The organism is Mesorhizobium sp. ES1-6 (assembly GCF_020164775.1).
Classification (GTDB): Bacteria; Pseudomonadota; Alphaproteobacteria; order Rhizobiales; family Rhizobiaceae; genus Mesorhizobium.
Genome location: NZ_JAIUGU010000006.1, coordinates 21,965 through 35,525 on the forward strand (window position 1 = coordinate 21,965; position 13,561 = coordinate 35,525).

12 protein-coding genes are annotated in these 13,561 nt (G+C 59.9%); 4 read left to right on the forward strand and 8 right to left on the reverse strand.

What is annotated here, in order from left to right; translation table 11 throughout:
• Positions 1 to 97: 97 nt before the first annotated feature.
• Positions 98 to 1,372: a hypothetical protein gene (locus LB564_RS16545; RefSeq protein ID WP_224539277.1), complete on the reverse strand. Its 1,275-nt coding sequence runs from the start codon at positions 1,370 to 1,372 to the stop codon at positions 98 to 100.
• Between the two features lie 317 nt (positions 1,373 to 1,689).
• Between LB564_RS16545 and LB564_RS16550 the strand changes: the two genes are divergently transcribed.
• Positions 1,690 to 2,073 (forward strand): hypothetical protein, encoded by a 384-nt coding sequence (locus LB564_RS16550; RefSeq protein WP_318012812.1) that lies wholly within the window; start codon positions 1,690 to 1,692, stop codon positions 2,071 to 2,073.
• Between the two features lie 4 nt (positions 2,074 to 2,077).
• On the opposite strand, the gene LB564_RS16555 is transcribed toward LB564_RS16550, so the two are convergent.
• Both LB564_RS16555 and LB564_RS16560 read right to left on the reverse strand, forming a co-directional pair.
• Positions 2,078 to 2,512: a hypothetical protein gene (locus LB564_RS16555; protein ID WP_224539279.1), complete on the reverse strand. Its 435-nt coding sequence runs from the start codon at positions 2,510 to 2,512 to the stop codon at positions 2,078 to 2,080.
• Entirely contained in the window at positions 2,509 to 2,997 is a 489-nt protein-coding gene (locus LB564_RS16560; RefSeq protein WP_224539281.1) for a hypothetical protein, read from the reverse strand. Before LB564_RS16560 ends, LB564_RS16555 begins: the two co-directional genes overlap by 4 nt.
• A 157-nt stretch (positions 2,998 to 3,154) precedes the next feature.
• On the opposite strand from LB564_RS16560, the gene LB564_RS16565 reads away from it, so the two are divergent.
• Positions 3,155 to 3,748 (forward strand): SOS response-associated peptidase, encoded by a 594-nt coding sequence (locus tag LB564_RS16565; RefSeq protein WP_224539283.1) that lies wholly within the window; start codon positions 3,155 to 3,157, stop codon positions 3,746 to 3,748.
• 1 nt (position 3,749) lies between these two features.
• On the opposite strand, the gene LB564_RS16570 is transcribed toward LB564_RS16565, so the two are convergent.
• Positions 3,750 to 4,025 carry a hypothetical protein gene (locus tag LB564_RS16570; RefSeq protein WP_224539284.1) on the reverse strand — a complete coding sequence of 92 codons (276 nt, stop codon included), beginning with the start codon at positions 4,023 to 4,025 and terminating at the stop codon, positions 3,750 to 3,752.
• 104 nt (positions 4,026 to 4,129) lie between these two features.
• Positions 4,130 to 4,885 carry a hypothetical protein gene (locus LB564_RS16575; protein WP_224539286.1) on the reverse strand — a complete coding sequence of 252 codons (756 nt, stop codon included), beginning with the start codon at positions 4,883 to 4,885 and terminating at the stop codon, positions 4,130 to 4,132.
• A 158-nt stretch (positions 4,886 to 5,043) separates the two neighbouring features.
• Between LB564_RS16575 and LB564_RS16580 the strand changes: the two genes are divergently transcribed.
• Complete coding sequence (locus LB564_RS16580) at positions 5,044 to 5,508, forward strand: hypothetical protein (RefSeq protein WP_224539288.1); 465 nt, start codon at positions 5,044 to 5,046, stop codon at positions 5,506 to 5,508.
• A gap of 485 nt (positions 5,509 to 5,993) precedes the next feature.
• On the forward strand, positions 5,994 to 6,287 hold the full coding sequence (locus LB564_RS16585) for a hypothetical protein (RefSeq protein ID WP_224539290.1): 294 nt from the start codon (positions 5,994 to 5,996) through the stop codon (positions 6,285 to 6,287).
• Between the two features lie 58 nt (positions 6,288 to 6,345).
• Here LB564_RS16585 and dpdD read toward each other — a convergent pair whose 3' ends face one another.
• From dpdD to dpdJ, 3 genes are read right to left on the reverse strand one after another with little or no spacing between them, the layout of a single operon-like run.
• Positions 6,346 to 8,463, reverse strand: coding sequence for a protein DpdD (gene dpdD / locus LB564_RS16590; RefSeq protein WP_224539291.1), 2,118 nt, complete (start codon positions 8,461 to 8,463; stop codon positions 6,346 to 6,348).
• Positions 8,460 to 8,987, reverse strand: coding sequence for a phospholipase D-like domain-containing protein DpdK (gene dpdK, locus LB564_RS16595; RefSeq protein WP_067955144.1), 528 nt, complete (start codon positions 8,985 to 8,987; stop codon positions 8,460 to 8,462). The genes dpdD and dpdK overlap by 4 nt, the downstream gene beginning before the upstream one ends.
• The gene (gene dpdJ, locus LB564_RS16600; protein ID WP_224539293.1) at positions 8,987 to 13,558 is read right to left on the reverse strand and encodes a protein DpdJ; all 4,572 of its coding nucleotides are present in this window, start codon (positions 13,556 to 13,558) and stop codon (positions 8,987 to 8,989) included. Before dpdJ ends, dpdK begins: the two co-directional genes overlap by 1 nt.
• Positions 13,559 to 13,561 lie beyond the last annotated feature (3 nt).

Sequence of the window (13,561 nt, forward strand, 5' to 3'; positions counted from 1 at the left end):
CCTCAGCGGGAAGCACGCACAACGCAACGCTGATTTCTCCGGCCCTCATCGTCAGCTCTCTGGGTCCCGTGTCCACGATGCCGGCTATCCAATCTGGCTAGATGAACTTTGAACGATGCCTTTCTTCCGGGGCCACCCAGTTCTCTATGAAATCCAGCGGATCCGCGTTTCCCATCATTGCCTTCGCGAGCGCCAGACGCTCCTCCAGGCGCTGCCGCCCCCCGTCGTTCGTACACTTCAGGCGCTCTTCAGCATCCGCGAAAAAGCGCTCTACCGTCATAGCCTTTCCCCACCTCTCGATAATTTCCGCAAGCTGCTGCTGGCTATCGGCAAGAGCTTGAGCTGTCTTGCGGGCATCTTCTTGCCTTAGGTAGCGCTCCCACTCCTCCTCTCGCTCTTTTTTCCTCTTCGCCGCCGCCACATCCTCGGCGTCCATAAGGCGTTGCACATTGTCCTTAGCCGCTTTCAAGGTCTCGACGATTTTTGGGATCAGCGTGCCAAGCGCCTCCTGCTCGGTCTCCTGCCAACTGACAGACCAGTCGACGCCCTTTTTCGGGGAATAGGCAATCACCCGAAAACGTCCGCAGGGCATATCCTGCTCTGTTGTCCAGGAGTGCGTCAGTTGCCAAGACTTGGCTGATCGTATGAATCTGCTGTCCTCGCGATGGTAGTCACCATTGAGGTATCGCATTGTCACTCTCTCGGTCATCTCGGTGAGAGCGAGCCCTATTGGCACCGTATCCACGTAGAAGACGGTCGGTCGGTCCGGAGCCCAGATGCTTCCGGAGTGATAGCATCCGTATTTGCGATCCTTTCGCTCCACCTCCTGTTCCTTGACGTGAATGCGATGAAGGTCACCGCCAGCCTGAGCGATGTGGACGCGGTAACCTTGTTCGTCCAGCGCGAGGTAGAGGTCATTGGCGATCGCCAGTGCGCGATGCAGTGCAGTTTCCGATGAAATTAGATCTGGCAGGATCCTCTTGTAGGGCCTGAGGAACTCGCCTTCTTTTACCTCCCGCGTTTTTCGCAAATGTTCTTCGACACCAAACAGCAGCGGATGACGTGCCGGACGATGGGGTTTTGCTGCGCGCCTGGTCTTCCGCGCGGAGCCTTCTTCCGGTGCTCTTTTTGATCTTGGTTTCTGGGTCGACGGCGTGATCTCAATGATCTCGTCAGGTGCCTCTGGCAGCGCTGGCAGCTCCGCCGGGAGCCCGAGAGAGATGCGGGTCCAGTACCCCGATCCGGGGTAAGGTACCTGATACCCTTTGCAGATGGCGGCTAGCGCCGTGCCGGAAATTCCGAGTTCCGGGGCGACTTTACTGAGCGGCCTGTTGCACACCTGTTGATAGAGCTCAAAACGTGTCAGCTGCATTGGCGAAAAGGTCTCAATTCAATTGCGGCCGATATCGCACTGCCGGGATACACCGGGCAATATGTCTCTCCGGTCGTCACTGATTTGTCGGCGGATAATTTTTAACGTAACTTGGTACGACGGATCCCCTCGACTAGCTTGAAGGCAGGCAAGCGCTTGAGGGAGCGCGGCCCTCCTGTCCAGCAATCCGTGGCCGCGTCAGCACCGCCCGGCCGGCCGCTTGATTAGCCCGAAGCGAAAGCGCTCTACGGCGGTGATGGCAGCAACGCGCGGGGATAGGCACGGTTGACAAGTTCCAAGGACGAGAGGCGCCCATCGTGATCTATTCCATCACGACCTCCAGTCATGCCGACGCCCCCCAGGGAATGGAGTTCCTCTACACCGCGAACCACCTCAACGTGGCCAACTCGCGCGCTAAGGCACTGTGCATTCTATCGTGGCCAATCCGGACGTGTTCGAGCCGGAATGTCGGACGCCGCGCCAAATGTATCTCGCCAACGGCTTCTGCCGCTACCTGGAAGGCTGATGTGGTCAATCCACAGCCGTTTCGCAGGGGCGGAGCCGTGGCCGTTGAATGGTGGCGGCGAGGAAGGTTGTCCTGCGCTCGACGCCACACATATCAAGGCCGCCAAGATGGCGATTATGGCCGAGACGTTGCGCACCCTGCCATCGTCGAGACGGATAGAATGGGGCGGGGCTGACGCGCTAGGCTGTCGTGGCGCCCCAGCTCCGCACTGGCCAGGAACCCTTGCTTTCCTCCTCCACGACGAAATAGAAATTATTGAGCCGCCGGGCTTCGATGCGTGGCAGCATGTCCGAAAACTGCGCCCTGGTGACTTGGAGGGAGAGGCTTAGCGACGGCAGGCGATCGGCCGGGAAGAGTTTGCCAGCATCGGGGAACTCCGTCTTCATGGGCGTGGGCGCCATGATCATGACGACGCCCGGCCACCGGAATGCCGCATCCGGCATGATGAGCGTGGCGGGGAGAATGATATAGGTGAACTCGACCGACTGGCGGGGCAGGCCTGGCTGGACCACCTGGCCGAAGTTGATGCTGGCCGGGCCTACGATTTCGCCGCGCCACTCGCCGGCCACGATCGGCGGCAACTTAAGACGGTCGCCCTTTTTCCTGACGGTCATTCGGCAGGTGTGGCGCCAGGAAGCGCGGCAATATCGATATCCGCTGCCTCCAGCCTGCGCCTGGCCGCCGCGACGACCTCCGCGCCAAACCGCGGCGCGTGCCGCAGGACGACGGCTTCGCCGGTCAGCTCCGGCATGTTCCGTTCCAGCAGCATGACAAAGCCGTCGGTACTTTTGGCACTCATGGCCCAGTCTTGAAGGGTTTGGACCACTCCGGCCCTTGCGACTTTCTGCCTTGTGCGCGCGAGCCGGGTCGTCTTTCCCCGCTCTTCGGACAGGACATGCTCGAAAGCATGTATCGTCTGCCAGAAGTCATGCTCCACCGTCCCCGGCTTCTCTCTTGGCAGGACCGAAACCAGCTTACGGAAAGCGGCGTCGACGACGCGCGGCTCACCCTTGTCCCGGGCGTTCCTGATCCACGACCTCAGCTTTTCGGGATCGTTGCAGTTCTCGATCAGTCCCAGAACCTTGGCCACGTCGCTCATGCAGTCCTCCTTTGGCCCCTGACCCGGACGCCCTTCTTGCAGACCACAGTTAGGCGGACATTCTGAGTGACCGGGACAACTTGGGTCGACCGCCGCTTTCCATGGCACCTCCGTTTGCTCTACTGTTAGCAGAGGTTGCCCACGTTCGGAGCCTACCATGTGCAACGACTACGAGCAGCATGTCGCTTGGGCTGAATATTGCCGGATGATGGCGTTACTGGCGCTCAAAATCCCCAGCCACCAAACCGAACTCGATCTGCCCCAGGCGGACGACGTACGCATCAATGACCCGGCGCCAATAATGCGGGCCGTTGATGGCACGATCGAACTGGCATCGATGACGTTCGGATTTCCGCCGACCGGACCAAAGGGCGGGCCAGTGTTCAACTTTCGCTCCGAAGGCCGGCAGTTCGGAAACAGTAACCGCTGCCTCGTTCCCGGGTCCGCGTTCTTCGAATTCACAGGCACGAAATATCCAAAGGCGAAACATCGCTTCACGCTCAACGGCTCTTCCTTCATGGCCGTCGCGGGGCTTTGGCGCGAAGCTGTCGGCAACAAGCCGCCCACCTTCACCATGCTGACGACCGATCCCGGGCCGGATGTTGCGCCGTACCACAATCGACAGGTCGTGGTGCTTCAGCCTGAGAATTGGGCGGCTTGGATCAACCTGACGAAGCCCGAGGCTGAGCTGTTGCGGCCGCTTCCAGCCGGCTCCCTCTCGGTGGAGACAGTTCGCCCCGAAAGCCAGTGATTCAGCTGCGCAATATCTCCGGCACGCTGAGAGGGCCAAGATTGACAACCGGAGCGTATTCACCCGTACGACGCCAGGCGCCCCGCACCTTTCCATTCTCTCTATCCCGCCTCGGATCGAACATCAGCCCCTCGAAGTGATTGCGGAACGCCCGTGCAGATGCGGCATCGCCGAAGCAGTGGAGCCGATAGATTTCATATTTGCCATTCGGCCATATCGCCTGCACGTGCCGCGTATGGTGCTTAAGCCCTCGTTCTTGGCAGAACTTCGCGATCATGGTGAAGTTCCGGACGGTGCAGAAGTCATCCGGCAGCGCAACCTGGTGTGGCCAGTCCCGGTCGATGACCGATGGCGTTGGTAAGCTCCTACTGCGTTTGACCACTATTCGAAATGCATGGACTGGCCGCGCATCATTGCCAGAGTCAGCGCGATTGCGGGATTTGCCGGCGGCTTCTCCATATGCAGGGAGCCGTCGAAATCACGCCATGCCGCCATCCGCAATTCATCATCGTCATCGCTGGCTGCCGGGTTGAAAACATGGGCGTCACAGGGATCTCGGTCGACCTCGATTGTCCAGTCCTTGAGTGCCTTGCGGGCCATCTCTTCGACCTGCGCAAGGTCGCTGGTGAAGAAGGGGATACGGTCGCCATCCTCCGAGAGCGGCTCAACCCGGTCCAGCGTCGGCCGCTCGGGAACCCAGCCGAGAACGAAGGCAATATCGAAATCGATCTGGCGATCCGGGCCGGTCGTGATCTCCAGCCGCCTGACGACGTCAGGATAGAGCTGCTTCCGCTCCGGCCAGGTGTCTGGAGTTGCCTCGGCTTGCAACTTTGTGCGGGGAACGTTGATCAGTTCCATGATTTGATGGCGCGGAACTCTTTCCTTCGGCCAGCCCGCACAACACGCTGCCGCCGCAGCCTCGTCGGCCTCCAACCAGATTGTGGCAGCTCGGTCCTCGTCCTCGGTAGGCTTGTCGTCTTCTGGAAAGCCTTTGATATCCCACCCTTCTAATGCAAACAGTCCTTCCGCGCCTTGCAAAGCTGTAATGCCGGCGCGTGCAAACACTGCTTCGGCTGCCGCGATGCCAAGTGCTAGCTCTTGGGGTGTTGCGTCCTCAATGTTCAAGCGAAGTTCCATGGTTCGCCTCCTATGACCTAACCCCCGCTAATGTGAACAAAATAAGAACAAAGAGTCAAGCCCGCCCTTGACGAAAGAGGAATATGTTCCTTATTTCAGCTTGATCTTGAGCAGCAAAGGACCATGGCTCGGCTTCAATCGCGCTGGCCGGCGAAGCTATGGCGAATAAAACAGCGGAAGACAATTTTCGGATCGAGGTCTGGGATCGCGAGGAGCAGGCTTTGTCGGAGACCATTTCGCGTTCTCCCGATTCAACGGTGAGTCAGGCAGCCTGGCAAGCCGCCATCCGGCGCCGCTCCGGCATGTTGCTGATTCACTACAACAGTCGGCATGTAATGGAGAAAATCCTGACACCCGGCGAGGTGAAGATTCCGACACAGACGATCATCGACGGCAGCGTTCACGCCGGCCTCGATGTTGCGCTCGGCGATCTTCGCGAATGGCATGTGCTGCGAGCCTGGTGCAAATCCTGCTCGCACCATGCAACGGTGAAGCCAGCCGGGCTCATCAAACGTTATGGAAAGGACGCTCTGTTCAGTTCGGTCGAGCGAGCGCTTTTTTGCACCAGTTGTGACAGGGGCGGACCAGTCAGGCTGGAAATTCACAAGCTGCCACGCAATTGAGGGGAGTTGAAGAGATGCAGGACCCGATCGATTTCTTCCGGGCCAACTCGGCTCTGGCCTTGGCCAGCCCTATCGCATCGTCGCCGATCAGCGGCCGGACTGTCGAGACCCGGTCCCGCGTCCCGTCCTGCGGCCGGCGCTATGCTGACGCTCCTACGGCTGTCCTGTTTACCGCCTGCGGCGGGCGCAAATTTCCTTCGTCCTACCGCGACAATCGCCCATTGGTGCGGACGCACGCAGGACTGCGGTTTGTACGCCGTTCTTCCTCAGAGCGCCGATGCGCGGAGATCAACGAGACAGGGATGGTATGTAAAGCGGTTGCATTACCGATATGGTGGCGAAACTCTCCTTCGCTGAGCGTGGCAAGGTCGACCGGTTCTCCAACCCAGTTTCCGCTCTGGAATGGCGCGCCCCGCTGACCTTTCCAATGTTGTCTACGAGGTGGTGGCGTGGTTCGACAATCAACACAATGGCGAGAGCAAAACATGACGGTGTTCAAGAATTGCACAATGACAATGTTCACAGCCGAGGGGGAATGGGACTGGGGTGATTCTTGCGAAGTCAGGATTAGCGACGGCTCCATCGCCGTATCATACAGGGATGACGGGCAGTTGGTCGTTTACGAAGGACCAGAACTGGAGCCGGGCCATTTCAAGCTCCAATTTTCAGCTATAAATGGCCGTGCGACGCTGCATCGATTTGCTGGTGCAGACATCCTCGAAGGTCATTGGATCGAGGGTGGTAATCAGGGGATGTGGCGTATTCAGCTTGACGATTAACAGGCTGGACGGGCTGCCCGAGGCGGCCTCGCGAGCAGTCGACCGAAAGTTCCGACTTTCAAGATAAGTAATCTTCGATTGCGCGTAGGATACTCGAAAACCCACGACCTTGAGCATAGAGCAACGGACGGTTTGCGCGGTGTTCGCGAATAAAGTCGGTCGCTGCGTGTTTTGCAGAAAGCCATGTCATAACGAAGAGATCGGCATTCTCGGCCAACGCCCTTAAGCGGGCTGTACCGCCATGATCTGCATTGCAGTCGACGATTGCCGTTGGTGCGATCTCTTCGATCGCGGCCTTAGCCTGGCGACTCGCTGCCTCGGTCAATGAGTAAATGGCAATGCGCAGACCTTGGATTCGACTGGAGAAGTCGTCGGGTTCACCTATGCCGGCACTGATCCCTAAAGATTGGGGCGTCCAGCCTAGTTCATGCGCCAGACGCCCCATGGCAGCACGTTGCAAGCTGGTCAATCGCGCGTAAATCGGAGCAATGTGCGCGAGGACGCCGTGCAGGAAAGACTCTCTCGCGTCAACGTCCGGCGCGCTAGCTCGCATGAATTCCTCGGTGATCTCCAGCACCCAATAAACCATGTCGACACCGAAACCGTCGCCAGCCAACTCCTCGATGTCCGCAATCAGGGCTTTATATGCCTTGACATCTAGACCTGCGGTCAACAGCGCGCTTACTAGGATTTGACTGGACTCATAGGTGCCCCTCCCGCGCGCTGGACCGAGGGCAAACAGGGTCAGGAGACTTGCGTAGATAGGGGTCATTGCGGATCTCGGAAAGTCCGGATCGCGCTGTAGCCAAGCGACGAGAAATGGGAGTGCCTGTCCAGTCCGCTCGGTGGCAAGTGCGTTGCTCTGCGCATGATCGAGCGCTGAGGCAAGTGCCTGGACTGCGACTGGGTCACCGGCTCCAGCCTCAATCGTCCATTCGTCCTTTCCTTTACGGGCAATGTCGAGGGCAGTGGTGAAAGACGGATCGACAGTCTTAGCCAACCACTCAGTCCATGAGGTCGGCAGGTCGATTTCGGCCAACTGGTCTGTGACCTGCAACGTCGATCGAAACGGTTCGGCTCCGCGGAGGCGCGCGAGTTCTTCCGAAGTCAACTTCGCCAGCGCCGCCAGCGCTGCTGCCACCGCGTCGACGCTCTCGACGGCATCAACCTGAACAAGCGCGCCACGGGCGCTGTCGAGTGGGGTAGGTTCGGGGGCTAGCCCCGCTGCGGGCACGGCGGCCGGGAGCCTATGGCTGATCCAACCGAGCACATCTTGTCGATCGACGAGCGCGAGCGCGATGTCGGTTCGGGAAGGCGCTATCCAGCTTTCGAGGCCGTAGATCCGCCAACCGCCCTCTTTCAGCGTCATCGGCGCGGGAAGGCTCAGCATAGGTTGGGCGAAGGGCCTCACTGCGGCCTCATACAGTGTGCGGGTTTCGCTGGCATCGCCCGCGTCAAACGGATCGGCTAAATGGACTCTGTAGAGCGCTTCGAGCAGCAGCGCTGTTATGGCTGGCGATCGGCGCGCGAGGCAAAGATTGGCAAAACCCGGAAGACCGACAATACCTGTCCAATCGCTGAAGGTGGCGAGGAGTTGGACCTCGAGAAATTTCAAATTTAGCGCGTCAAGACGCAGTTCGCTCTTAATGCGTGCGACAATGTCAGTCGCAGCGTCGCGCCGACCGACATTGAGATAATCTTGAAAGCGCGCAAGCAGCCAACTGGTCGGTTCGGGCGCCGCACGTTGCAGATTGGGCGCACGACCCAACATGTCGCGCGCCTGAAGCAACGCGCGGAGTGCCGACAGGCGGTTCTTCGTGGGCAACCGCATCACGCCGGTCGCAGCAGGCTGCGAGTGCATAACGATCTCTACAACGGGATCGCCATGAGATAAAGGTTCGAGCAGTCCATCGAACGAAGTCAGCGTTGGACCGGCAAAGGCCCGGAGCACTGGGCTAAGCCGCCGCCACGCGGTCATGGTTGGAGCGGCGAGAATGAGGCGAAGATCGCCCGTCGCATCAACATTTGGTATGATGGCGCCCGGGAAGCTGGGATCGATGACAGTCTCGATCAGCTTGGTACAAAGTTCGGCTGCAGCGGGCTCAAGCGCCGAGAACTCAAAGGTCGACAAGTCCCTTGCCATCGCCCGTGCGGTCTCGATATCCGCACCGATCATTTGAGGAGACCTTCCCAGCGGGATTCGAGTTCGATCGCCTGTTCGGCAACCGCTGCGGGATCCGTTCGCAGCACTAGATGCTCACCATTCACTGAGATGCCGGTCAACGTAAGATTCATTGAACCGCTGAGGAAATAGTCGGCGCCGAGCAGTCCTTTGGCATGAAAGCTCTTCTCAATCGTCCACTTCACCAGGTCGCCGTGGCGCGCCTTCAACGACTGCAGCTTGGCGATGAAATAGTCGTTGTGACCATGTTCACGGATGATCAGACGAACCTGGACGCCGCGCGAAAGGAGTGCCTGCAGGACCTGCGAAAGCCGGATCGTTGTCGCCGGCCAATCGGGCTCCAGCGCCGCGAACTGGCGTGCCGAATTGTCGAGGATCTCGACGTCGGAGATCCAGGCGAAGAAGAACCAGAGCTTGGGGCTCGGATTGATCAGTTCCGCTACGAACAAGCTCTGGAAAAGATCACGGATGGCGCGCGACTGCGTGGGTCCGTGGAGGTCGCGCGAGGCCGGTGGCACTAGACTTGCTCCCTTAGAGTGAGGCTCACCAGGATTCGGCCGTCGGCACGTTCGACTCGCTCGACGATCGGGAAGAACTGCAGGACGCCAACATCGACAGGCATTGCTATGAGAAGCACGGTTGCTTGGCGGAGCGCCGAGGCCTGGTTAGCACTTGCGGCGAGTCGACAGGCACCTTGACCGGCGAACGCGGCGACGAGTTGGGCATGCCAGTCGAGATCGGCGAGTTCGACTGTCGGCATCAATCGGCCCAACAGCAGATGGCGAACGACGGCGGGATCGGTGCTGCGTCCCTGCCGGTATGGATTATAGGATTGAAGCGCCCGTTGACGCATCTCGTAGGCACGCGGCCACAGCAGGCTGGTCACGGCGGCGATCACGGTCACTTGCCCGATAGCCGCCGCAGGTAACGTCGTTGATAAGAACGTTCGAACCGACGCCGACAAGTTCACGTCTTTGCTGCAGATATAAGCGAATTCGCGGAGGCCGATTGCCAAGCCAAAGCGCCCCTCAAGACTGTCCCAATGCGTGTGAAGGTCGAGCAGAAGCCGGTCGAGCAAGGGCCCAGACCCCGAACGGAGTAGGCGATTGTTGAGCGAAACCGACAACGCGTGGCTGAGATCAATCCCACCGCGCTGTGTCAGTGTGTGCGAAAGGGACTGCCACAAAGTCGCGCGTTCGCCGTGGGAGTTGGTTGCGCGAAGCCGCGCCATGTGATCGGCAATTTCGATATCGTTCAACGCCAGCGCCAAGATTTCGCGTAAGCCCCCGTCGACCAATTCAAGATCGGTCGCTGCTAGCGCGGCCTCGATCGCCGTGAAGAAGACGCGTGGTTCAGAAGCGAAGCGCTCCGCAAAAGCCTGAAGTACGCCCCCGCCACCGAGCGTCGTCTCGGTGATCCATACGCTGGCTGCGCCACTGCTGGGATCGTCATGAATATCCACTAGCAGGGTGTCGACGGTCGCCTGGCGAGGGGCTGCCGCAATGCAGGCTTGCAGTACCGCCTCCCCAAGAGTGTCGAGAATCATTCGCCGAAGCCACCCGGCGAATCTTTCGGGGGCAGTATTACCAAGCTGGTCCGCCACTGCACGCAACCGCTCGCGTACGATGGGCTGGGTCAGTTGAATCCCAAGTGCCTGCTGCAGCCGGCCTGGCCCCGTACGCGTCGTCCCTCCATCCCGAGCGCCGTTTTCCGGCTCTACACCATCCCCGGCGTTGTCATCGTCGATTTCATCACTGTCAGGAAGGTCGGGCGGCGTCGCGCCGAACAGTTCGTCCATCACGCCATGAAATACGCTCTCGATCCGGTTCTCTTGTAGGAGATCGGCGGCTACAGCGTCGATCCTGCGGCCGGTGGTTGCGGCATCGGCCAGCAGCGATGAGAGCAGTATCTGAAAGAGCCAGTCGCGCTGGAACCCGTTAAGATCGGCGGGCAGGTCGGGGTCCGCACGGAAGGCGTCGCGGATGTAACTGAGTCTGCTTGACGCCATCAGCCGTGGCGGTAGCGCGTTGGTCGCAAGCATCTCGGCGCCTGGGAGTGAAAGATCCAGGCGGAAGCCATCTACTTCAAGCTCGAACCCGATCGCGGCTGGGCGATCATCGTCGCTCTTAAAATGCAACGTGACAGGAAAATCATCTTGAAGTGTGCGAATGTTCGCATGAGCGGTCGGCGCGAACCGCCGCACGCTGACGCTCGATCGGAAACGGTGAAGATGGAAATCGATGGCTTGGACATAATCACGCCATTCCGAGCGTAGCGGAATGGGCACGTTCAGGGGCTCCCCGTTGGGGACAATGTCGGTGCGCCACGCGAGTCGCGCGTTGCTGCTAGGGAGCGCTTCGCTGCGCGCGGCCTTTGAAAGGCGCACCGTCCAGGGCCGGAACACGAGCAACGGCTGAGCGTCCACGTCATCATTGAGCCGGCCGATGAAAGTGCCGACAAACTCATGCTCCTCGGCATACTCGCTAATCCGCCGATCCTGCTCCGGAAACGCCGGATCGACCGGTACCCAGTGCGAGAGAGCACCGCGCTCATGCGCAAAACGTCTCGTCACGCGCCCGGGCACAAGATGGTTCAAAGCCTGGAGGATCGGCAGCGTCTCGACGCGCTCCTCATGATTGACGGTTGCGGGCGGCAAGATCACCCGCACCTCCGGCAGGCTAAGATCACTGAAAAGGCTACGCGGTACGAAGTCCGGCAGGGGATGGAAGTTGATCTGAAGGTCTGAAGCACCCGCGATGCCTGGAAAGGCCAATTGCCATTGCCGAAAAAGGCGACGTACAAGGGTTGGCACAGCCTCAAGCAGAAGCGAGCGTGGCGCGTCCCAAAGCAGCGTCTCGGCCGTGATCTCGTCGACTCCGAGCGCCGAGACAAGGTAGTCGCGCAGATCACCGATCGTCGCGGCGTCGCCCTTGAAGAGTTTGGTAAGCTTGGCTTTGGTGAGGTCGATAACCTTGCGGACCGCTTGATTGGGATGTTCCAGTGGTCGGCTCAGCAAATCCCATTGCCATGCCTTCTCATAGCCGGCCGTCCGCGCGGCCAGCCAATCGAATAGGGCGAATACAGCCTGGATCTTCAATACATAGGAGTTTCGGATTGGGAGGTGCTGCGGCTCAAGCGTCGGATCGAATAGATGCTCATAAGCCTGGTAGAAGACGCGATCGCGGCCATAATCGGAAAGGATGGTGACCGTAATCGGCCGCATGGCACGGTCACGCCCGGCGCGGCCCTTGCGCTGCAGGAACGACGCCATTCCACGCGGCGCTTTGTGCTGGATGACCGCGCCGACCAACGGGTCGTTGAAGCCGACCTCAAGCGCTGCGGTGGCAACCACAATATTAGCCGACTGATTGACGCCAGCATCCTGCGATGTAGTGCGGCCGACAATCAACCGTCGATCTAGCGGGTGACCTATATCCTCGCATATACGCCAGCGCTGGCCCGCGATATCGCGCACTGTCGCATCGGGGCCAGCGCGGCGGATATTGGCGAGTGGTTGGCGCTGCGGATCAGGCTGGCCAAAGATCGTGTAGGCCTCGGCATCGCGTAGGTCGTCATAGAGCCGATTGGTGACGTCGAGATCGTCCGTGAACAGGAAGGCGCGGCGGCCGAACGCGCCCGACGCACCGCTCGCCCCCGGTGGATCGAGAACGCGGGGGACCAGCATAGACGTCTGGATGGTGGTCGAGAGCAACGAGGCGCGTGACGCGGGGTCGCCGCGCAGAAGCACCTGATACTCGGCTCCCTGTTCCTCAAGTTCATCAAGGTGCGGTGCTATCTCGACGACGCGATCGGGGTGAACACCGGTCAACTCGGAAAAGAAGCGCGCGGCATCCCCAAGCGTCGCTGACAAGCCGACCCAACTGATCGGTGCAGCCAGAAGATGACGCCAGCGTCGAAGCGTAAGCGCAGCCTGAGCCCCCGTCGCCCCTTCATAAGTGTGCACTTCGTCGAGAAGCGCGAGGAGCGGTTTTTTCGCCTCGGCTGATCCAACGCCAAACAATCCCCGCATCCAATGGTCTGACAGGCGTTGGTTCAGGATCTCGGTGGTCGTGAACAGAATATCGGGTGGTTGCTGTTGCAAGCGGCCTCTGGTGAGGATGATGTGATCTTCCCCCACCGCGCCGGTACAATCGTGGCGGACACAGGTGAGTTGTTCGTTTGCAACCTCGAGATCCGCCTGCCGCCAGAGCAGTTCGTCGCCGCACTTGGGACAACGCATCCAAGGGCAAACGAAATCCTGACCACGCCGGAGCCACTCTCTATCGATCAGTTCCTGGCGACTGGCACGCGTTGGTGTTGCGCGAAACAGCGCACCAATCTTCAATGGGCGCCGACCATGAGCAACGAGCGGTGCATCGATCGTCCGTGCCATGCGGAAGGCTTCGGCGAACTGGTCTTTCAGCAGTTCTATCCGGGGGTAAATCGCTACCGCCTTCACCCAATGGTCGGCCCCTATCGCCTCGCCTATACGAAGCATACCCGGCAGATAGAAGGCGATTGTCTTGCCGCTGCCGGTCCCAGCCGTAACGATCGTGCCGGCGTCCTCGGTGGGTACCGCAAGGCGCACCGCCGCGCGCTCCTGGAACGCGGCAAGCTTAGTGCCTGGACGAGAGGTTAGCGCCTGCCACAGGTCATGCCGCAGTGTGGTCGAAGTGATGATGGTGGCATGCTCGTCCAAAATGGCAGACGGCAGACGATCCCGACGTGGGAAACGCCGGGGTCTCCGATCGACTCGAAAGTCGGCCACAAGGTGCGGCGCCCCCTGCCAAGGCTTGTTGGGGAATAACTGCCGATTGTTGGCAAGCAGTCGCATCATCTCGGCGAAGCGCGAGCGTATGCGCACACCACTACCCATGCTTTGCAGTTCGAAGATAAGCTTGGCGTCGATCAGTTCTTCAATGATATCCTCGCCGTCGCCGGCGCTGCGATCCCCTTCGCTTACACGGTTGGCGAGCGCGAGCGCCTCGCCCTCGCCCAACGAACCGTCAGTAAAGCCCCATTCGAGCGATCGCATCTCGATTGATTCGATTAGATCGAGCACCGCCAATGCTTTTCGGGAAACCGTCATTGC